The 22,184-nt window shown below is 31.6% G+C and carries 21 protein-coding genes and 3 pseudogenes; 16 read left to right on the top strand and 8 right to left on the bottom strand.

Annotated features, from left to right (window positions below; genetic code table 11):
• Nucleotides 1-11: 11 nt before the first annotated feature.
• The 7 genes and pseudogenes from BW731_RS03540 to BW731_RS03510 all read left to right on the top strand — a co-directional run bounded on the left by BW731_RS03540 (nt 12) and on the right by BW731_RS03510 (nt 4,512).
• Nucleotides 12-365, top strand: coding sequence for a MerR family transcriptional regulator (locus tag BW731_RS03540; protein WP_079345775.1), 354 nt, complete (start codon nt 12-14; stop codon nt 363-365).
• A gap of 82 nt (nt 366-447) precedes the next feature.
• A pseudogene (locus BW731_RS03535) lies at nt 448-888 on the top strand (phosphoribosylanthranilate isomerase).
• A 98-nt stretch (nt 889-986) separates the two neighbouring features.
• Entirely contained in the window at nt 987-1,193 is a 207-nt protein-coding gene (locus BW731_RS03530; RefSeq protein WP_079348536.1) for a helix-turn-helix transcriptional regulator, read from the top strand.
• A gap of 411 nt (nt 1,194-1,604) precedes the next feature.
• A complete protein-coding gene (locus tag BW731_RS03525) occupies nt 1,605-2,075 on the top strand; it encodes a cysteine hydrolase family protein (RefSeq protein WP_079345773.1) in 471 nt (156 codons plus the stop codon).
• A gap of 24 nt (nt 2,076-2,099) precedes the next feature.
• On the top strand, nt 2,100-2,516 hold the full coding sequence (locus BW731_RS03520; RefSeq protein ID WP_079345771.1) for an NUDIX domain-containing protein: 417 nt from the start codon (nt 2,100-2,102) through the stop codon (nt 2,514-2,516).
• 80 nt (nt 2,517-2,596) lie between these two features.
• The gene (locus BW731_RS03515; protein WP_079345769.1) at nt 2,597-3,925 is read left to right on the top strand and encodes a leucine-rich repeat domain-containing protein; all 1,329 of its coding nucleotides are present in this window, start codon (nt 2,597-2,599) and stop codon (nt 3,923-3,925) included.
• A gap of 77 nt (nt 3,926-4,002) precedes the next feature.
• Complete coding sequence (locus BW731_RS03510; protein ID WP_079345767.1) at nt 4,003-4,512, top strand: hypothetical protein; 510 nt, start codon at nt 4,003-4,005, stop codon at nt 4,510-4,512.
• A 163-nt stretch (nt 4,513-4,675) separates the two neighbouring features.
• On the opposite strand, the gene BW731_RS03505 is transcribed toward BW731_RS03510, so the two are convergent.
• The 3 genes from BW731_RS03505 to BW731_RS03495 all read right to left on the bottom strand — a co-directional run bounded on the left by BW731_RS03505 (nt 4,676) and on the right by BW731_RS03495 (nt 7,703).
• A complete protein-coding gene (locus BW731_RS03505; RefSeq protein WP_079345765.1) occupies nt 4,676-5,953 on the bottom strand; it encodes an ISL3 family transposase in 1,278 nt (425 codons plus the stop codon).
• Nucleotides 5,954-6,106: 153 nt separating this feature from the next.
• Entirely contained in the window at nt 6,107-6,448 is a 342-nt protein-coding gene (locus BW731_RS03500) for a P-II family nitrogen regulator (RefSeq protein ID WP_079345763.1), read from the bottom strand.
• Nucleotides 6,449-6,473: 25 nt separating this feature from the next.
• Nucleotides 6,474-7,703, bottom strand: coding sequence for an ammonium transporter (locus tag BW731_RS03495; protein ID WP_079345761.1), 1,230 nt, complete (start codon nt 7,701-7,703; stop codon nt 6,474-6,476).
• 433 nt (nt 7,704-8,136) lie between these two features.
• Here BW731_RS03495 and BW731_RS03490 point away from each other — a divergent pair.
• The 6 genes and pseudogenes from BW731_RS03490 (at nt 8,137) to BW731_RS03470 (ending at nt 12,232) form a co-directional block, all read left to right on the top strand.
• Nucleotides 8,137-8,874 (top strand): annotated as a pseudogene (locus BW731_RS03490) (IS30 family transposase).
• A gap of 142 nt (nt 8,875-9,016) precedes the next feature.
• Complete coding sequence (locus tag BW731_RS03485; protein WP_079345759.1) at nt 9,017-10,309, top strand: hypothetical protein; 1,293 nt, start codon at nt 9,017-9,019, stop codon at nt 10,307-10,309.
• A gap of 120 nt (nt 10,310-10,429) precedes the next feature.
• Nucleotides 10,430-10,825 (top strand): cysteine hydrolase family protein, encoded by a 396-nt coding sequence (locus BW731_RS13055; RefSeq protein WP_079345757.1) that lies wholly within the window; start codon nt 10,430-10,432, stop codon nt 10,823-10,825.
• A 36-nt stretch (nt 10,826-10,861) separates the two neighbouring features.
• Nucleotides 10,862-11,020 (top strand): annotated as a pseudogene (locus BW731_RS13050) (NUDIX hydrolase); the annotation flags it as partial.
• A gap of 24 nt (nt 11,021-11,044) precedes the next feature.
• Entirely contained in the window at nt 11,045-11,710 is a 666-nt protein-coding gene (aac(6'), locus tag BW731_RS12830; protein WP_408645959.1) for an aminoglycoside 6'-N-acetyltransferase, read from the top strand.
• Nucleotides 11,711-11,731: 21 nt separating this feature from the next.
• Nucleotides 11,732-12,232, top strand: a complete 501-nt coding sequence (locus BW731_RS03470; RefSeq protein WP_079345753.1) for a phosphoribosylanthranilate isomerase — start codon at nt 11,732-11,734, stop codon at nt 12,230-12,232.
• Between the two features lie 96 nt (nt 12,233-12,328).
• Here BW731_RS03470 and groL read toward each other — a convergent pair whose 3' ends face one another.
• Nucleotides 12,329-13,957, bottom strand: coding sequence for a chaperonin GroEL (groL, locus tag BW731_RS03465; protein WP_071457451.1), 1,629 nt, complete (start codon nt 13,955-13,957; stop codon nt 12,329-12,331).
• 26 nt (nt 13,958-13,983) lie between these two features.
• A complete protein-coding gene (gene groES, locus BW731_RS03460) occupies nt 13,984-14,283 on the bottom strand; it encodes a co-chaperone GroES (RefSeq protein ID WP_269844047.1) in 300 nt (99 codons plus the stop codon).
• A gap of 143 nt (nt 14,284-14,426) precedes the next feature.
• Here groES and BW731_RS03455 point away from each other — a divergent pair, with 143 nt between their 5' ends.
• A complete protein-coding gene (locus BW731_RS03455; RefSeq protein WP_079345749.1) occupies nt 14,427-15,017 on the top strand; it encodes a CPBP family intramembrane glutamic endopeptidase in 591 nt (196 codons plus the stop codon).
• A 35-nt stretch (nt 15,018-15,052) separates the two neighbouring features.
• Here the strand turns inward: BW731_RS03455 and BW731_RS03450 are convergent, their stop codons facing one another.
• Nucleotides 15,053-15,688, bottom strand: coding sequence for a redox-sensing transcriptional repressor Rex (locus BW731_RS03450; protein ID WP_079345747.1), 636 nt, complete (start codon nt 15,686-15,688; stop codon nt 15,053-15,055).
• A 187-nt stretch (nt 15,689-15,875) separates the two neighbouring features.
• Between BW731_RS03450 and BW731_RS03445 the strand changes: the two genes are divergently transcribed.
• Nucleotides 15,876-17,813: an ABC-F family ATP-binding cassette domain-containing protein gene (locus BW731_RS03445; RefSeq protein ID WP_079345745.1), complete on the top strand. Its 1,938-nt coding sequence runs from the start codon at nt 15,876-15,878 to the stop codon at nt 17,811-17,813.
• Between the two features lie 271 nt (nt 17,814-18,084).
• Here BW731_RS03445 and yjeM read toward each other — a convergent pair whose 3' ends face one another.
• Nucleotides 18,085-19,584, bottom strand: coding sequence for a glutamate/gamma-aminobutyrate family transporter YjeM (gene yjeM, locus BW731_RS03440; protein ID WP_079345743.1), 1,500 nt, complete (start codon nt 19,582-19,584; stop codon nt 18,085-18,087).
• 188 nt (nt 19,585-19,772) lie between these two features.
• Nucleotides 19,773-20,921, bottom strand: a complete 1,149-nt coding sequence (gene queG, locus BW731_RS03435) for a tRNA epoxyqueuosine(34) reductase QueG (RefSeq protein WP_079345741.1) — start codon at nt 20,919-20,921, stop codon at nt 19,773-19,775.
• Between the two features lie 103 nt (nt 20,922-21,024).
• Here queG and BW731_RS03430 point away from each other — a divergent pair, with 103 nt between their 5' ends.
• Nucleotides 21,025-22,170 carry a competence protein CoiA gene (locus BW731_RS03430; RefSeq protein WP_079345739.1) on the top strand — a complete coding sequence of 382 codons (1,146 nt, stop codon included), beginning with the start codon at nt 21,025-21,027 and terminating at the stop codon, nt 22,168-22,170.
• Nucleotides 22,171-22,184: the final 14 nt, after the last annotated feature.

Below are 22,184 nucleotides of genomic sequence, written 5' to 3'. Positions count from 1 at the left end.
GAATTTACATTATGTACATTGGAGAGTTTATCCAAACATTTGAGACAACTAGAGAAACAGTAAGATATTATATTGAAGAAGGATTACTCACTCCAACAAAAGTAAATGGAAAGTATTTTTTTGAGGATATAGATAGATCTGATTTTAAAAACATTCGAGAATTACGCGACATGGGATTATCGATTCGAGTGTTAAAGCAAATAAAAAAAAATAAAAAAGACTGCGGTAGTACAATGCAGTGGAAGTCCAACCTTCAAATAATTAATGATGAATTAGAAAGAGTAGAAAAGGAATTAGAGATTTTAACGAGGCAAAAGAAAACATTAGAGATTATTTCAAACCAGTTACAGTTGGCACTAGATTAATGTAGTAAAGAAGAACTAGAAAATAAGTGATAGATTTCAAGAGTTTTTAGAAATAGCTATACATTTAAATAAATAGGGTAGAATCCCTTTGTTAATAGCTTCACTAGGTTTGGAATATACGACAAAAAAAGATTGGTATGTTAGGAGTATTGATATTCATGTGAAAGGTGCTCCTAGAGGTTGGGAGGCACCAAATGAAGAAAGAATTGATGAATGGGAAATGATAAAAAATATGATGGAAAATTTGGATTAACAACTAATCGATTTGCATGAACATGAATTTATTCGAGGAGATACATCAGTTGAATACGGTTCTATCGATACGTTGCCTAGTTTTGCTGGTGTATCATTCAATGAATTAGAACGACATAGTCAAAAGGGTGTTGAATTTTATGTTCCTTCGTTAGAAGCTTTTTATAAAAGTTATTTAGCATCTAGTAGAGATAGTTATCGAGCAGATAATAATAATCAGAAAGATTTTCAAAAAATTAATTACTTGAAGGAACAATTAGCAAAAGAATAATGGGATTATATATTAAGATATCTTTACATTCTTTTAAACGTAAGTTATTATAAAAGTAAAGATATCTTTACTTTTATAGGAGGAAAATACCATTGTCTATAACAGTTGTTAATCATATTAGAGAGATTCGTGAAGAACGACATATTAAACAAACAGATATGGCTGAGGCATTAGGTGTTTCTAGACAGACTATGACGGCAATTGAAAAAATGAAATACAACCCAAGCTTGGAGTTATCTTTAAAAATTGCCGAGTATTTTAATCTACAAGTAGAAGATATTTTTCAATTAAATTCTGGAAGATAATGAAATGAAAAGTGTGATAGGAGTTGTCGTTATTAATAATTGCTTTTTTAGTTATTTATTCAATGACTAGTTTAGTTATGGCTTGTAAGTATTTCAAAAAATTTGATGAACTGTAGAAAAAAGCACTATATGAATCATTTGCAATTAGTTTTTTAGTCATTTTATCCGTTCATTTATTACAGGTATTAGGTAGTGTGCTATTACCTCATCCATACTCTAAATTGTTGCAATGTATAATCAGTGTGGGGGAGTCAGGAGGAATAATTTTGACAAATAATCCATTTCTAAGATTGGATAGTTTTGCATTTGATTCAATTGTTTTTGGAGTGACTTACTATGTTAAACGAAAAAAATATGGGTTAGATTAATCCATTTAAAAAGATAAAATTTTATAGAAATAAGAGGAATAATATGGCAAATCAAGTATTAGTTGTAATTGATATTCAAAATAATACGACGGCGCTTTTACTGGGAAAGAAAAAAATTATCAATAGAGTAAATTCAGTCATTCAATATTTTAAAGAGAATCACTTACCAATTATTTATGTGAAACAAAGTGGTGCTGGAAAAATACACAAAGGAGTACTTGTTAGTGAATCAGATTATGTTATAACAAAAAATAAACCAAGTTCTTTTTCATCAAGTGATTTCTGTCAGATTTTAGATAAATTAGGAGCTACAGAGATGGTGGTTACAGGTTTAATGAGCAATGCCTGTGTTCAAGCAACTAGTAAAAGTGCATTAGAAAAGGGATACCAGGTAACGCTCATTGAAGACGGACATGATTCTATCATTAAACCAATGAGAGGTGTTTTTAATAAGATTTTACGTAAAAAAGGTGCTAATTTGATAAGTTGTACGGAGTTTATATCTGATAAGTAAAAATAGAAAATATTAGGTGACTATATGAAAGTAAAAACATATGATTTAGGGGAAATAAGTGATGATCAACTAGTTATTGCGATGATTGTTGCAAGACACAAAGGAAAAAATGTTTACGTTCGTCATAAAGATAGAACGACTTTTGAAATACCTGGTGGACATAGGGAATTAAATGAACCAATAGAGGAATGTGCTAAAAGAGAATTAATGGAGGAAACAGTGGCTACTACATTTGTTCTCAATCCTTTGTTCATATTAGGCGTTGAAAGAGATGGAATAGAAGACTATGGGCAAGTTTATTCAGCAGAAATCGAAGGATTTTCAGATAAACTAGAGCATGAGATAGAAGAAGTGATTTTTATTGAGGATGAACCTGAAGAAAATACCTATCCTGCTATTCAAAGCACCATTAAAAATAGACTATCAAGAAAAGAATTATGAGAATAGAATGACACATTACAGAGTGAAAAACTGATTATTCTGATATAATCAGTTTATATTATATTCAAGGAGATCATTATATGAAATTTGTTAACTTAAAATGTTCAAATTGTGGTGGTAAATTAAAAATAATAAATAATCATCTAGCAAGATGTAGTTCTTGTCAGTCAGAGTTTATTATTGATGATGAAAAAAATATTGTAAATAACTACATAATTAATAATGAAACGAATAAGAAAAGAAATAATTCATCTTTAATGATTATTCTATTTGTTTTTGTCACAACTATTATAATGGCAATTGTCATTTTAGGCATTGTCTCAAAGAATACAGTGACTAATAATAGTGTGAATACTAACATCAAAAGTGAAGCCTATGCTTATCGTGAAAAACCTGAATCTGAGGCAGGGGTAGCTTTTGTCGAACAAGTTTTTCGAAAAAAGATTGATAACATCCAACCAGAGGAATTAAAAAAGATTAAGTATATATCTGTTACGTCAGATGATTTTTCTGATAATTGGACTATAACTTACAGTTTTAAAAACTGGAGCAATCCTTTTGATAACTTTGAAACCCAAAAAATTATATTGTCTACAGACTTAGCTTTACATGCCCTAGATTTTACAAGTTTCAGTAGACTAACGTATTTGGACTTTAATAATACGTCTGATATAGAGGGAATATGGGAAGGCTTTTCTTTGAAAAATTTAGATAATTTAATATTTTATGGCGGTCATTTTAATCAGTCGTTAGATGTTATTTTAGATGCGTTACCTCAGCCAGAAAAATTAAAATACCTAAAAGTACAAGTTAGAACAGATGATCAGCTTCATCGCTTACAAGAACTTAAGAAATTAGAAAATTTAGACATCACTTATTTAGCTGAAGATGTAAGTGTAGAGAGTATGAAGGAACTTGATCACCTTAAAAGTCTTATGATAGACTGTTACAATTTAAAGGACATCTCATGGTTATCAAATTTTAGTAAATTAAATAGTTTAACACTTAGTAATGTATCAAAAATTTCGGATTATTCTAGTTTATATAGCTTGGCTAATTTAGAAAACCTATCTATAAAATCAGGTGATAAGCTAAACAACATTGATTTTGTAAAGAATATGCCTAAGTTAAAGAGATTATCTTTAGATAATACATTTGTTCATGATATCAAAGATATCACTGATAAAGAAACCATTATTTCTTTACAATTAAAAGGAAATCGCCAACTTAATAATATTGAAAGTATTGCGTCGTTAAAGAATTTAAAAAGTCTTCAGTTTGAATCATATTCTGATAATATTCAAACAACTAGCTTAAGCAATTTAGAAAATTTAACGGAAGTGACTGTATCTGCAGATTTTTTAGAACTTATAGAAAAATCATCTAATATAAAAAATTATCCGTTGTAGCAAGTAATGAGTTGGATTTAAGCACTTTAAGAAATGTGTCATCTCTAGAGGAACTAATAATCAAGGACGTTTCTGAGATGATCAATATATCGACACTTGGTTCTTTAAAAGAATTAAAGAAGCTTACCTTAGAAAAAAGTGAAATTGATTTTGATCGTAAGTCGGAACAAATCGAATCGATTCCCTCAGTTGAAGAGTTAACGTTATTAGAGTCAAGTTTGCTATTGGGAACATTGAATCAGTTACCTTTTCCAAATTTAATTTATCTTGAAATCGATCCAAATTCGGATTTCGCTGTTAGAATCAATGATGAATACATGTCTTCTTATGATTATGGGTTAACTCTTTTGCCAGATAAAATAAAAAATATGACTAATTTGACAAACTTAATCATACCGAATAGTCGACTAGAATCTTTGGACTTTGTTACTAATTTTAATAAGTTAAAGAGTTTAGATATATCGAATTCGTATATAACGGATGTAAGACCTTTAAATCAATTACATGATTTAGAACTTTTAGATATTCATAACACACCTGTTAAAAATACTGATATTTTATCTAATAACGTTTTTGTCATCAAGTAAACTAATTTTCTCTACAAAAAACCACATGAGTAGCTATTTCTCATGTGGTTACTTTTATATTAGGCTCTATGTCAAATCGTGTTGATGGACAATAATATTGATGAAAAAGTCTCAAAAATAAAATAGAATTAATTGAAGTGAGGGAAGAAATTCTCTCGCTTTTTTATTTAACCTGAAAAACTTGATTTTGAATCAAAAAGATACGTCGTTTGAATAGTAGAAAGTTTCGATAGCCATAGGCAACACGTTTAATCACTTTAATTTTATTGTTAATGCCTTCTAAGAAACCATTTGAATAGGAGTATTTAAAGGCATTCATAACTCCTTGGGAAAACTTACCAAATATCTTGAATTTATCTTTAAAATACTTTGGTAATTCAACAGGTATCTTTGAACATAACTCTAAAAATAAGACATAATCGTTGGTTCTATAAGCATACTTTAATTCTTGGATAAAATGATACGCTTTTTTTAATAGAGAACTATAAGAAAGTAACTCATCTACCAATTCGGTAGATGACATATTTCTCTTGAATAAAGGACGATAATAAAAGTGTTTATAGTTTAATTCAAAACTGTCCTTTAAAAGGAGTTTCCAATAACGCTTTAATCTTCGATACTGCTTTCCTTCCTCTTGATTGTGGCGTTTTAGTTGATTCATTTCTTTTATTCTTAAGGTGTTGAAAGATCGGTTAATATGTTGAATAATATGAAATCGATCTGTGACGATTTCGGCGTTTGGAAAGACTGTTTTTAATAGTTGACCGTAACTTGCATTCATGTCCATGACCAAAAATCTTACTTTTAAACGTGATTTTCTGGAATACTTCATAAAGTAAGAAACCAACTTATGTAATCTTTTATCAGGTAAGATATCGATTATTTTTTTAGATGTCGCATCAGCACAAATAAAGCTCATTCCAGCATGACAATCAGAAGTAGAGCTAAACTCATCTACACAAAGAGCCGTGGGAAAGAAGTTAAAATTCGGTTGCTGGTTATTGGTAAATGATACTAACACACGTTTAACAGTGTTTTCAGAGACACTGTGACATTCTGCAATTTCTTTACGTGATCGATTATCTTTTAAGTCAAAAGCAATTTGGTATTTAAGCTGTTTAGAAATTTGACAATAGTCATCTACTAGAGAAGTAGAAGCACTGAAAGTTGATCCACAGTTTCTACAAAGGTAACGCTCTCTGTGAAGTTTCAGATAAGTTGGACGACGTTCAACTTCAGGCAATTGACTAATGGTTTGATACGTTCCGTTTTTAACGGATTGATCAAATCCACATTTCTTGCATTGCTTATCTTTATTCACTAATCTTCCTATAATCATATTAACTGAGCGGTTATTTCTCGCTTCGCGAGACAACCAATCCTCATTAAAAATAAGAGAATCATCTGTTAAATTGAGTAGTTTTCTTGTATTATTATCCATAGGGGTATTCTCCTTTGTAATGTTAGTTATAGACGACTTAATTTTACCAATAAGAATGCCCCTTTTTCTATGCCTAAAACAAAAAATCGCATTGACAGAATTTAATCTATCAACACGATTTAGTGTACAGCCTTATATTAATGTCTCACTCTTTTATAAAGCTAAATCACCGGTTTCCCTCGTTCGAATACGTATCGCATTTTCAACGTTATAGATGAATATTTTACCATCTCCAACTTCGCCAGTTTGACAAACCTCAATAATGATGTTTGTGACTGTATCCAATAACTCATCAGATACAACCATATTGATTTCTAACTTTGGAACTAAGGTTGTTAAAATCTCTTGACCACGAACATATTCTTTCCATCCTAATTGGTTCCCGTAACCAAGTACTTGAGAAACGGTCATCCCTTTAATGCCAGCTTCTTTATATAAAGCTTCTTGTAAGTCATTCAATTTTTCTTGTCTGATGATTGCTTCGATTTTTTTCATCTTGCTACCTCCTGTAAGTATTATTTTAATTATCCATACCTAAGAAAGTAGGATAAGCTGTTTCATCATGTTCAGTGACATCTAAACCTTGAATTTCTTCTTTTTCAGATACGCGAATAGGCATAAACACTTTGATGATTTTGATAATAACAAAACTAGCAACTCCAGCAAATAGTAATGTGACGATGATACTTATTATTTGAGCGATGAATAAGTCTAGTCCACCAAATAACAGTCCGTCAACACCACCAATTGATTTTTCAGCAAAGATTCCTGTCGCTATTCCACCGAAAATCCCACCAACACCATGACAACCAAAAGCATCTAAAGCATCATCAATGCCAAATTTACGTTTAATAACGCCAATAAAGAAGTAACAAAATGGACTAACTAAAAATCCGATAAGTAAAGCACTCCATAATGGAACAAATCCCGCACCTGGTGTAATGGCAACTAATCCGACGATTGCACCTGTAGAAGCACCAACAATTGTAGGTTTACCAATTAATACTTTTTCAATTAACATCCAGGATAACATCGCCATCGCTGCTGAAGCATGAGTGACGATTAAAGCATGCACTGCTAAACTATTTGCACCTAAAGTACTACCAGCATTAAATCCAAACCATCCAAACCATAAAAGACCAGCACCTAACACAATGAACGGAATATTATGTGGACGATATTCCAATTTATTATAGCCACGTCGATTTCCTAAAACAATCGCTAGAATAAGTCCAGTTATACCTGAACTAATATGGACAACATTTCCTCCTGCAAAATCGATTGAGCCGATTTCTTCTAAGAAACCACCGCCCCAAACCATGTGAGCCATAGGATAATAGACGACAATCAACCAAACCGTTATAAAAATAAAAAGGGCCGAAAATCGCATTCGCCCAGCAACAGAACCGGTAATAATTGCCACTGTGATTAATGAAAACATCATCTGAAAGGCTGCAAATAAACCTTCAGGGATCGTGCTATCAGTTTTTAATCCAGTATTTAGAGAAACATCTTTAAAGAATAGTTTATCAAGATTACCCACGAAGCTATTCTCTCCGCTAAAAGATAAGCTGTATCCAAAGGCATACCATAATACAGAACCTAAACCTAAAGTAAAAATGACCATCATCATAGTATTAATGATGTTTTTTCGTCTTGATAGTCCTCCATAAAAAAATGCTAACCCCGGAGTCATTAAAAAAACTAAAGCCGAACAGACCAGTATAAAACTAATATCTCCACTATTCATATTATCATCCTTTCTTTTTTATGAAAATTTCATTAAAATAATATAATAATGCTATCATAATCATTTTAATGATGGAAGAAATATGTTGATGATTTGGTAAAAAAACATTTAGTAAATAATTATACTAAATGTACTATGATGGTTATAATCGTTTAAACTAGGCTGTTTAAAAGGTTATAATCTCATTGTAATGAGAAATAAAAATAATGAATGATTTTCATGGAAATAAGTGTTTTTTTTAAAGGGGAATAATGAGTTGAAAAGAAAGAGTGTAGAGAAGTTAGTCGTAATATTCATTTTGTTAAAAAAATAAACTAAGAGTAGGGGGGATATTACGCCAATTGTAAAATTAAGCTAGACAACTAAAAAAAAATCATTTGTGATACACTCAAATTGTATTTCAAACCAAAGAAAACAAGGAGAGTAATCACAAATGACCTATACACATCTTACTACAGACGAGCTAGTTTTGATAGAATCTTATTATCGTCAAAAGAAAAAAGGAACATACGTTGCGAAACAATTGAAACGAGCAAAACAGACTATCTATAATATTTACAAAGCTCTTGACGAGGGGGTATCTGCACTAGATTACTATAAAAGATACAAAAATAATAAAAAGAATTGTGGCAGACGTCCTATTTCTTTATTTGATAATGAAACAGAATACATTCAAAAGAAGATTGTTCAAGGATGGACTCCAGATGCCAAAATTGTTGGAAAAAATCATAAAAGTGCTGTTATCACACTCGTTGAAAGACTATAGAAAGTGATTATTACGTTAAAACCAATAGGCAGACGAGCAATAGATATCGAAAATAGTTTAAATAATTGGTTTAAAAAGCTTCCATGCCATCTATTTAAATCAATCACATTCGATTGTGGTAAAGAATTTTCTAATTGGAGATCAATCAGCAATCTAAATGATATTGATGTTTATTTTGCCGATCCAGGAACACCGTCACAACGAGGCTTAAATGAACACTCTAATGGGTTATTACGTAAAGATGGATTGCCTAAACAAATGGATTTCAACGGAGTTGAGGAATCTTTTATCCACTCTATCGCATCTAAAAGAAATAATATTCCTAGAAAATCATTAAATTATAAAACACCATTGGAAGTATTTTTGAGTTATGTAGACAATGATATTTTGTCTAGCTTAATTTGACAAATGAAAAATATATAAAGTGCAATTAATTAAATTTATGGTATCATGAAAAAAGTAAAAAATAGAGATATTTTGAAAATAATATTCTTATTTCTAAGGAAATTGTCGAATATCATCAATTATGAAATGGAGAATTCATTACATGGGAAATTATTCTACTCTGAGTAATAAAACTACCACAGTATTTGAGGCCAAATATTCAATGCCTTTTTTTTGGTTTTTAGGATTTAGAAATGAAGATAAGGAAAATATAATAACACATACTAAAGACTTTTTTAAAGCTGTTCGAGAAGATATAGAGTTTTCTCCGAAATTGGAGTGTATCAAAATACCCTCAAAAAGTTATATAGAATTATTAACTTATAATACCAGATATATAGAAGCTGCTTATCCTTATCTATTAAATATGTATCAAGATTTTATTCTTATAATTAAAATGTACTTTAAAGATTCACAGTGGGTTGAAATAAGTTGTTTCGATGTAATATTAATGAGCGATGAAAGCGAAGTACTAGAATATTGGATTAAACTATTCAATTCCTTTGAAAATAGTACAGCTTATGAAAAGTTTGAAGACTTTAACATTATAGGTAATTCAATTGGATCTGGTGGTTACGAAACTTGGATACATGATAAATATGTTACTCAATTTTCTCTGCCAGAACCTATAGCCATTGATAGGGAGGAAAATATTATTCAAACCTTTCTTAAAAAAATAGACTTATACGAGGTCTCCGATATTATTTTTTATATTTTTCTAGTTTGTTTTATGCTTTTTCTTTACTTTCGTTTAAAAATACCTCTTAATATTACTGGTTTCACTGCTTTTGGTATGGTTATTTTACAAATTGCTATAAAGTTGAAAATTTATGACAAAAAAATTAAAAAAAGTAAGAAAAAGATATATTATAATTTTTTTATCTCCTTTCTTAATAAAACGAATAAATCAGTAGATTTAAACTATTTAAATAAGGTATTGGCCATTTCTAAAATCATTTCTCCTAAGGCAGAAAATCTACTCGTTACTTCTGTTAAAGAGATAGGAAATGTAGAAGTTTTCTATCAAAATCACAAGAAAAGTTTGATAAAAAATTATCCTTATAAATCAATTTATGATTTGCAAAAAGAACCTCACAAAAGAATATTTTCGTTTCTACAATTCAATAATTATTTAACTATTAATCATTTAGATGATAGTTATGAACAGATAAGTGAATCTATTAATATTATTTTGAAACAAATTGGTTTAAAAAAAGTAACTAACACTTATATATTATTTAAAATTTTTGTGAGTGACGATTACTATCATATTGGAATTGTAAAAAAAATGTATAAAAAACAACTTTCAAAATTATGTGAAGAAATACGATTGAGTGTTATTTTTTTTCATAACTATATTAATTTATTGGGATTATTTACAGCTCTTAGATTTTAAAAGTAAATGTGCGAATGACTTCAAATGTCTTTAAAAGGTGTTTTCATGAATAAACAAGTATTATTAGTTATTGATATATAGGAAGCTACAACGTCTTCGTTATTAGGAAAGAAAAGATTTATAAAGAATGTTAATTCAGTAGTCGATTATTTCAAAAATAATAATTTACCAATCATTTATGTAGAGCAAACTGGTGTAGGAAATTTATATAGCAAACTACATTTTACTCAATCTGATTATGTGATAACAAAGAGTAAGCCAAGTTCATTTTCATCAGAAGAATTTTGTAATAGTGTAAATGAATTAAATCCTAATGAATTTGTTGTAACAGGCTTAATGAGTAATGCTTGTGTTCAAGCGACTTGTAAGAGTGCCTTACAAAAACATTTCAAGGTAACATTAGTAGAAGATGGTCATGATTCGATTATAAAACCTTTTAGAACCATATTTAATAAACATCTGAAAAATAAAGGAGCGACTTTAGTTAAATGCTCTGATTTTGTAATTGATAAATAATAAAATAGAAAATTTTAGGTGGTTAGGAGTGAATAAATGAAGTTAAAAACATATGAATTAGAAGAAATAAATGATGAGCAATTAATTATTGCAATGATTGTAGCCAAGTATAAAGGAAAAACTGTTTATGTACGACATAAAGATAGAACCACTTTTGAAATACCAGGTGGTCATCGAGAACCTAATGAAACAATAGAAGAATGTGCTAAGAGAGAATTAATGGAGGAAACAGGAGCTATTAAGTTTACCATTAAACCGTTGTTCATATTAGGTGTAGAAAAAGATGGATTAGAGGATTATGGACAAGTATTTGTTGCAGAAATAGAAGAAATTTCGAATAAATTGGAGTACGAAATGGAAGAAGTACTCTTTTTAGATAGTGAACTTGAAAGTTTTACTTATCCAGCGATTCAAGAAATGATAAGTCACGAAAGCGAAAGAAGGAATAAAGGAGTCATTGAAGAATGTAAGTTAACTCACATAGATAAATTAATACAATTAGCTCGAAATATTTATCGAAATAGTTCTTATGAGGAATTAGAATGTGAATTTCAAAAGATACTTAATAATAGGTTATCTATGATTTATCTTTATTTGGTGAATCAAGAGGTTGTGGGGTTTGCTCAATTTGAAATTCGAAATGATTATGTAGAGGGAATAAAAAATAAGCCTTGTGGTTATTTAGAAGGTGTTTTTGTAGAGAGTTCGTATCGTAGAAAAGGAATTGCCAAAGCATTAGTTTTAAAAGGGGAAGAATGGGCTAAAAATAAAAGGTGTAGAGAATTTGCTAGTGATTGTGAATTAGAAAATTTAGATAGTTTGTTATTTCATCAACAGATTGGTTTTAGAGAAGTTAGTCGTAATATTCATTTTGTTAAAAAATAAACTAAGAGTAGGGGTGATATTATGAAAAATAAATTAAATGAATTTTTAAAAATAGCAAAAAAATTAAATGATATAGGTATAACACCTTTATTAATGGGTTCATTAGGCTTAGAATTTATCACACGTAAGAATTGGGATTCCAGAGATATTGACATTCACGTCAAAGGTGACCCTAGAGGTTGGGAAGCTCCTGACGATGAAAGAATTGATGATTGGGAAAATATAGAGTTAATTATGAAAGACTTAGGGTATACTTTAATAGATTTGCATGAACACGAATTTATCAAAGATGATTTTTCTGTAGAGTACGGTGTTATTGACACGTTACCTATTTTTGCAAACGTATCTTTAAATGATTTAGAATGGAACAAACGGGACGATGTTGAGTTTTACACACCATCTACAGAAGCATACCTTAAAATTTATTTAGCTTCTAGTAAGGATAGTTATAGGGCAAATGGTAATAATAACAAAGATTTTGAAAAAATAGAATATCTTAAAGAACTCCTGAAAATAAATTAATTTATAAAAATCACATCACATTCCACATCAAAAAACCACATGAGAACTCAATCCTCATGTGGTTACTTTTATATCAATATTTCTCTTTTAAAGAGATTACATCATACCGCCCATCATTGATGGATCCATACCGCCAGGCATTCCGGCAGATTCTGGTTCTGGTTTGTCAGCAATAACGCCTTCAGTTGTTAAGATTAATGCAGAAACACTTGCAGCGTTTTGTAAAGCTGAACGTGATACTTTAGTTGGATCAACGATACCAGCATCAATCATGTTAACCCAAGTATCATCTTTTGCATTGTATCCAACACCTGCATCAGCTTGTTTCAATTTATCAACGACAACTGAACCTTCCATACCAGCATTTTCAGCGATTTGACGAACTGGTTCTTCTAGAGCACGAACAACAATGTTCACACCAGTTTTCTCGTCACCTGTTACATCAAGTTCAGCGACTTTTGGTAATACGTTAACAAATGCCGTACCACCACCAGCAACAATACCCTCTTCAACAGCGGCACGAGTTGCGTTTAACGCATCTTCAATACGTAATTTTAATTCTTTTAATTCAGTTTCAGTTGCAGCACCAACTTTAATGACAGCAACACCACCAGCTAATTTAGCTAAGCGTTCTTGTAATTTTTCACGGTCAAAGTCTGATGTTGTTTCAGCAATTTGAGAACGGATTAATGATACACGGTTTTCAATTGCTTGTTTGTCACCATTTCCTTCAACAATTGTTGTGTTATCTTTGTCGATAACCACTTTACTTGCAGAACCTAACGCATCAATTGTTGTGTCTTTTAAATCTAATCCTAAATCTTCAGTGATAACAGTTGCGCCAGTTAAAGCAGCAATGTCTTGTAGCATTTCTTTACGGCGGTCACCAAATCCAGGAGCTTTAACAGCAGCCACGTTGAATGTACCACGGATTTTGTTTAATACTAATGTTGGTAAAGCTTCGCCATCAACATCATCAGCAATGATTAATAATGGTTTGCCTTGTTGTAAGATTTGTTCTAATAAAGGTAAAATATCCTGAATGTTAGAGATTTTTTTGTCTGTAATTAAGATGTATGGATTTTCTAAAACAGCTTCCATTTTATCGTTGTCCGTTACCATGTATTGAGATAAGTAACCACGGTCAAATTGCATTCCTTCAACGACATCTAATTCAGTTTCAATCCCTTTAGATTCTTCGATTGTGATAACACCGTCGTTACCAACTTTTTCCATTGCTTCAGAGATTAGTTCACCAATTTTTTCGCTACCAGAAGACACAGCAGCTACTTGTGCAATTGATTCTTTTGAGTCAATTTTTTTAGAAATAGCATGTAATTCTTCTACAGCTTTTTTAGTAGCAAGTTCAATCCCACGACGAATGCCAATTGGGTTTGCCCCAGCAGTCACATTTTTAAGTCCTTCACGAACGATTGCTTGAGTTAAAACAGTTGCAGTCGTTGTTCCGTCACCTGCGATGTCATTTGTTTTAGAAGCTACTTCAGCCACTAATTGAGCACCCATGTTTTCAAAACGATCTTCAAGTTCAACTTCTTTAGCGATAGTCACACCATCGTTTGTAATTAATGGAGAACCAAATGATTTATCTAAAACAACGTTACGTCCTTTAGGTCCTAATGTTACTTTTACAATATTTGCTAATGTATCAACACCACGTACCATTGAGCTACGAGCGTCTTCAGAGAATTTAATATCTTTTGCCATTTATTGTTCACCTCATCATTTTATTTTTATTCTACGATTGCGATTATATCTTTGTCGTGTAGTACTAAATAATCTTCACCAGAGTCACTTACTTCTTGACCGGCATATTTTTCGAATAGGACAGTTTGTCCAACGCTTACAGATACGGATAATTTTGCCCCATTTTCTAAAGTACGACCATCACCAACAGCAATGACCTCACCTGTTTGAGATTTTTCTTTTGAAGCTGATGTTAAAACTAATCCACTGGCAGTTTTTTCTTCTGCTTCTTTTACTTTAATAACAACACGATCTCCTAATGGTTTTAACAATGTGTATCCCTCCATAATTTTATATTTTTTAGCACTCTTATTTATCGAGTGCTAATCACATCTTTTATAATACAGATAAATGTTTTTTTTTGCAAGTATTTTGATACAATAAGAAAAGATATCAAAATCAACGATAGAAAAGATAGGTGTAAACACAGATGACATTGAATCAAAATATGGTGTATACAAGCTTTTTATATTTATTTTTATTGAACGGTCATTTATTTCTTTCATTAAATGACAATCAAACTATGTTGCTTTATAGTGTCATAGTATTTTTTATTTTGGTTATTTATTTTAAAACAACAAAAAAAGATACGTTAACAACATCAACTTTTTCTATAAAAAAAATAGTAGGGTGGGGAGTTGTAGGACTGTTATTAAGTTTTATGATCCAATGGGGAGTTTTATTTATCACTCATATTATTTTTCCTAGATTAAATCTCAATACAGATATACCAAGCCAACGAACGTATTTATTTTTGTTTGTATCAATCTTATTTAATCCTATCATGGAAGAGTTGTTTTTTCGGTTTAGTTTTGTCAATTGGATTGGACAAAAATTACCGATTTGGGTGGGAATGGTGATAAGTGCTTTGTTTTTTATGTTGATGCACACGAGTGGAAATCTGATGATTTATTTTGGTTTGGGCATTATTTTCTCATATATTTATAAAAAAAGTGGAAGTATTTTAACATCTATTCTGGTACATATGGTGATGAATGGGATAGTGCTTTGGCTAAATTAAAAAAGCTTAGCGACAGCGGTCGATAAGCTTTTTATTTAGTCTTCTTTATAGTTAGACAAAAAGTAGATTAATGTTTGCATTTCATTTGTTAAGTCAACATTTTGAATTTGCACATCTTTTGGAACGTTGATACGAATTGGTGTAAAATTCATAATGCCTTTGATTCCAGCTTCAACTAAGCGGTCAGCATTTTCTTGTGCATGTGCTGGTGGGACGGTTAAAATGGCAACATCAATATGTTGTGCACGAATTTGCTCAACCATATCATTAGCATCATAGACAGGAACGCCATCAAGTATGCGACCAACAATATCAGGTTTAACATCAAATGCAGCACTGATACGAATACTATCACTTTGATGGAAACGGTAGTTCAATAATGCGTGTCCTAAATTACCAACACCGACAAGAGCTACATTTGTTAAACGATCTTCATTTAACGTTTTAGCAAAAAAAGTCATTAAACTCTCCACGTCATACCCGTAACCACGTTTACCTAATTCCCCAAAATAAGAAAAGTCACGTCGAATAGTAGCACTGTCAACTTTCACAGCCTCACTTAACTCGGTTGAAGAGACTTTTTTCTTTCCTGAATCAAATAAAAATTTCAAATATCGATAATACAAAGGTAACCTTTTGGCAGTTGCCTTTGGAATAGTCGTGTCTTTCATAATAATTTCCCTCACTTTTCAATCTTATACCCTCATTGTTATAAAGTTCACGTTAATAGGATACCTTTACTAAGGGATAAAAGCAATTTTTACGCTTACACTTGAGTAACTTTGAACGATAAATATACCAAACATATCTTGTGTTTTATGATAAACTGTTTTTAGAAGTTAAAAGATGGAGGACGTCATGATTTTATTACAAGCTAATAATGTTTCTAGGTTATTTGGAGATGATGTATTATTTGAAAACATACAATTAGATATACAAGATAAAAGTCGAATTGCGCTTGTTGGACGTAATGGTGCAGGTAAATCGACATTATTAAAAATTTTAGCTGGCATTGAAGAGCCAGATACAGGTTTAGTTACGAAAACAAGAGATTTAACAATTGGTTATTTAGACCAACATACTGGTTTAGAATCAGATAAAACGATTTGGGAAGAGATGCTAAGTGTCTTTGACTATGTTCAAGAGATGGAAAAAAACTTACGACAATTAGAAAAAAACATCGCCGATCCAAATATCCATGATGATGAAGAAAGATATCAACAAGTACTAAAAGATTACGATAAATTACAACATGAGTTTAATGAAATGAATGGATATGGTTATGAGTCTGAAATAAAATCTGTTTTACATGGATTTCGTTTTGATGAAAGCTATTTTGATGTACCAATTCAAAATCTATCAGGTGGTCAAAAAACTCGTTTAGCATTGGCTCGTTTGTTATTGGAAAAACCTAATCTACTCATTTTAGATGAGCCGACTAACCATTTAGATATTGATACATTAAATTGGTTAGAATGGTATTTACAAGGCTATCGTGGGGCTATTTTGATGGTATCCCATGACCGTTATTTCTTAGATAAGATTGTGAATGAAGTATATGATATTAGTCGAAGAAAAATTAGTCATTATAAAGGTAATTATTCGAAATTTTTAGAAATGAAAGCTGAGAGATTAGAACAAGAAGAAAAAGAATACGAAAAGCAACAGGATAAAATTGCAAAACTAGAGGACTTTGTGGCACGAAACATTGTACGGGCATCAACAACAAAACGAGCACAAAGTCGTCGTAAACAATTAGAAAAAATGGAAAAATTAGAGAAGCCTTTAGGTGATGAGAAATCAGCTCATTTTCTATTTAAAATAAATCGCACGTCAGGTAGAGAAGTGCTAACGCTGGATGATGTGGCAGTGGGGTATGATGATCTTATTTTGAGTGAACCGATTAATCTAGCTTTGCGTAAACAAGAAGCCATTGCTTTAGTTGGCCCAAATGGAGTTGGTAAATCGACTTTATTAAAGAGTATTATTGGAGATATCCCATTTATTAAAGGAACAGCTGATATTGGCCATAAAGTAGATATTGGTTACTATGACCAAGAGCAAGGAAAACTTAGTGGAAGTCAAAGCGTGTTGGAAGAATTGTGGCGTGAGCACCCAACGACACCTGAAAAAGATATTCGTACTTTATTAGGTAGCTTTTTATTTTCTGGAGAAGATGTTAAAAAGACGATTAATTTATTAAGTGGGGGAGAAAAAGCCCGTGTCGCATTAGCCAAATTAGCGATGCAACGTGATAACTTTTTAATTCTAGATGAGCCGACTAACCACTTAGATATAGATAGTAAAGAAGTATTAGAAAATGCCTTAATCGAATATGATGGCACATTGCTATTTGTTTCTCATGACCGCTACTTTATTAACCGAATTGCGACAGGCGTTTTAGAGTTGTCAGAAGATGGTAGTACTTATTATCATGGGAATTATGATTACTACATCGAGAAAAAAGAAGAAGAAGAGGAACGTAACGCATTACTGGATGGTGAACAAGATAATCCAACGAAACACATGACAAAGGTTAAACTAAGTTACGAAGAATCAAAAGAAAGACAAAAAGAACAGCGGAAATTAGAGAGATTGGTGGAATCATTAGAAGTTGATTTACAAGAGATGGAAGAAAAAATTGAAGCAATTCAAAAAGAGATGGAACAACCAGAAGTACTTGAAGATCACGAGCAACTCTTGGAGTTAGATAAAGAACTAAGAGAGTCTTATAGTAAACAAGAAACGTTATTAGAATCTTGGGAGCATGCTTCATTAGAGTTAGAGGCGTTTTAATTACAAGTAAATGAAAGAAGGTGTCACTTATGAGAAAGAAAGATGGATTAGAGTATTTCTTACAAATAAACTGAATGCACGAGGTAAATTGATAGTGATTCTCTTTTTATTCTATCTTTGGTTGAGGTATTCAACTAATTTATATGTGATGTTAAAATTCTTTGTCGTGGTGGCACTTATCTCTTTAGTTGTGTTGATTTACGAATTAATCTTCTATAATAAAATATACAAAGAATAACAGCCAAAGCATCATGCCTTGGCTGTTTTTAGTTTATTTTTTTGTATGTCGTTCATATCGATTGAATAAAAGTAAGGCAATTAATGAGAATAATACCGGTCCAGCAATTTGCCATAGTGTATCTCCCCAGACAGGTCCGCCTTCTCTAAATAAAGGTTCGATAATGGTAAAGATATTAGCAAAACCAATGACAGCCATGACGACTATCGTACTCACCATATATTGTGTTTTGGTTTTGAAGATATTGATTGAATGATCAATATCTGATTTTTGTTTAAATGCTGGAAAAGCACCCGTTAAAAATAGATAAGGAATCGTCATGGAGACGTTTACCATTAAGGTTAACACATTATAGAATGATTGTGCGTCTTTCCCACCAAATGACACTAAAGCTAAGATAAGAACCACAATCACACATTGAATCCACATAGCAAAAGCTGGCATGCCTTTGTCATTTTCTCTAACCATTTTTTCAGGCCAAAGTCCTTTTGGTGTTCCTTCGATAATCGTTTTTAGTGGTGAATAGATTAAAGTAAAGAAAGCACCTAAGTAAGCTAGAAACATGGATAAACCTGTAAATCTAGCAAATGCATGCCCAATAGCTAAAGCAGTATCTGTGGATAAATTAATTGCTCGACCTAATTCAAATCCTAGATTATTCATTAAGACATAAGTGATATTACCTAGATTGACATTATCACCACTTAAAACAGAATCCCAGTTTGTTGACACACCCCATAAAAGAATGGTTAATGCATACCCAATAGAGATGATGATCGCTGAAAGAATAACTCCTTTAGGAAAATTTTTCTCAGCATTTTCTGTTTTATCTACTAATCCACCCACAGCTTCTAGTCCACCATAAGCGAAAATAGCAAATACTAAAAATGAAATAATAGCTAGAGGAGAGTTGAAACCTGGATTTGGAGAATCAATAAAACTTTTCATTCCTTCAATCGGTTGAGCGACTTGACCTTTGTTAAAGATTAAAATAATCAAGCTGACAATGATTAATACCACATTTAAAAATGTAACGGCAATCCCACCGACAGAAGTGATTTTTGTGATTTTATCTAACCCTCTTGCTGCAAAAAATGTCACGATGATAATAAATAAAATAGCTAGTAACCCGATTGTTTGAGTGGAATCAAGTCCAAACAAACTCCAATAATTTGTTTTATCAGACCCTGAATAAGTTGTAGACAGGGTGATAAATACTTTTGTAGACACATTTACCATCCAAATAATGTAAGATGTATACCACATGAATGTCCCGATGAACGCATATTTTGGTCCAACCGATTTTTCCATCCAAGTGTACATCCCACCACTTTCATGTTTGAATGTCGACCCATATTCAGCCATCATTAGTGCATATGGTATAAAGAAAAAGAGTGCTGCTAAAATATACCAAATAATAGCACCATATCCCATACGATAAAAGGCGACTGGAGCATTACCGAACCCGAACACTGAGGTAAAAATCATTAAGATTAAACCGAACAGGGTTACCTTTTTTGTTGATTTTGTCATAAAAATCCTCCTTAATTTGAAATACCTTATTATACCCCACAGTTATAGTATCAAAGATTCTAAGAAAAGATTAAAAGAACTGAGTAAAATGTTAGTAAATTTACTCAGTTCTTTTAAAATGTTTATTAAATTGTTACTTATCTGTTATCTAATTCTTAACAAAAAAGGTCAACTATCTTATATTTATTTTAAATTCTCATTCTATCAATAGCGTTTCTCATTTCTTCTTTTGCTTCTTCGTCTGTTTCTTTTTCAAGGTATTCAACTAAAAAGTCATAAATAGCAGGATTTGTTGGGTCAATTTTACTTAAAGACCAAGCAGCAGTTCCACGTATAACTGGTCGTGGATCTTGTTCGATACAGCTTAATAAATGAGGAATGCTGGTTTTGTCTCTCACATTTCCTAAAGCAATAATAGCATTTCGTTGAATCGGTTTTTTTCCTCGCCATGACCCTGCAAGATAACCAAAACGTTCTTTAAATTCACGATTTGAAATAGTTAATAGAGGTTTTAACAAAGGTGTCACAATTTCTGGATCAGGTTCCATTTCTTCGTGAAAATGAAAATTCTTTCCTTTATTGAAGGGACAAACTTCCTGACAAATATCACATCCATAAATAATTGAACGAATCTTAGGTCGATATTCTTCTGGCATAAAGCCTTTTGTTTGCGTTTGGTAAGATAAACACTTTTGAGCATTCATGCGTCCATCTCCTAAAAGAGCCGAAGTTGGGCATTGGTCGATACATTTCGTGCATTCACCACACTGATTTTCCATAGGTGTATCTGGTTCAAAAGGAATATTAGTAATAATTTCACCAAGATAAACGTATGAACCAAATTCTTCTGTAATGAGTAGGCCGTTTTTTCCGATGAAACCTAGACCAGCACGTTGCGCTACCACGACATCAATCAATTCACCAGTATCCACCATTGGCTTAAAATCTAATTCTAACTCTTTGGGTGCTTGTTCTTTAATAAATGTGATTAATTTATCTAATCTATCTTTTAAAATATGATGATAATCAGTTCCCCAAGATGCTCTAGCAAATTTCCCGCGTTTTTCACCACGAACTGATTTTAGTCGCTCGTTCATCCGAGTCGGATAAGCAAGTGCAATGGAAATAATCGATTGTGGTTGATTAAAAATTAAATCAGGGTAGAGTCGTTCATCAATATTTCCATGCTCAAATCCTGTTGTATGATTGTTTTCTTTTTGTTCTATTAAACTTGTTTTTAAATGGTCAAAGGGCTCAGCCGTTGTGAACCCAATTTTATCAATGCCTATATCTTTACTTGCTTCAATTATTTTTTGTTTCAATAATTCAGTATCCACAAGATATACCTCCAGTCAATTCTTCATTAAGTATCAGATAATCCTCTCTTTTTTTCAACCTTTTTCTTATTTTTACGAATATTGAGTTAAAGAGGTGAGAAGGATGTTGATAGCAAAAAATGATGCACAACAATTGATTAGTAGTCATGAAGCAGTAAAATCAGAAATCTATTATTGTCCATGTTGTCAAAATGAAGTGATTTTAAAGAAAGGGAAGATAAAATTCCCACATTTTGCTCATAAAACACTATCAAATTGTGAGGCTACGAGTGAGCCAGAGACATTAGAACATTTAAAAGGAAAATCGTTGATTGCGCGAAATTGTGCCACTTTTGGACTAGAGTATGAACTAGAGGCATATCTTCCTGAAATTAATCAACGAGCAGATGTTTTGATACAAAATAAATTAGCAATTGAATTTCAATGTAGTTCTCTTAGTATTGAAAGGTTGATTGAACGAACAACACAATATAAAAAGCATGGTTATCAAGTATTTTGGGTTTTAGGCAGTCGTTTAGGCAAACAAGTGAAGCTAACAGAATTAAAAAAGCATTTTATTTATTTTAACTGCTTTAGAGGGTATGTTGATTTTTGTTTACTAGTTGAAGATAATCTCTTAGTCGTAACTTATTATCTTTTTTCAAAAAACAAAAAAATAGTAACAAGAAAAAAACAGTTTTCTTTGGGTGAGATGTCATTAGTTAATATATTGACAGAGTGTGGCTTAAAGGCAGAGTATTTGATTCAACAGCCATTTGAAGAGATGTTAAATACACGAAAACAGTTATCTGATCAGCTACTATGCTCAGATAATACCGTTAAAGATTTGCAAGAATATTTTTATCAACACAACCTTCATTTAGCTCACTTACCACCTTATCTTTATTTCCCTAATTTTTTTCATCCTTTACTGCGAGGAGAGGATATACGGATTCGTTGGCTTACTTTTGAAGTGTTACAAAATAAAAAAATGCTCACATATCGTGAGTTGCAACAAGATGTGCTAGAAAATTTACCACTTGAAGCAATAGATGACTATGCAAATTTGGGAGAACATCAAGTGGTTGATTATTGTTTATCTTTGTACGTTAGTTTTTTACAGGAAATAAAAGTGGTGAAATTAAGTGGTACGGATATGTTATGTTTTGATGAGGAAAGTGTGATGAATAACGAGCAATTCAAAAAATTCTTTAAAAAAAGAAGTGAAAGACTAACTCTTCCGTTAAAATATGATATGATTATTAAGTGATAATGAGAAAGGAG

It is taken from the genome of Vagococcus martis (assembly GCF_002026305.1).
Classification (GTDB): Bacteria; Bacillota; Bacilli; order Lactobacillales; family Vagococcaceae; genus Vagococcus; species Vagococcus martis.
The sequence above is the reverse complement of the archived record's forward strand: the minus strand, read 5'-3'. Positions and strand labels throughout refer to the sequence as shown.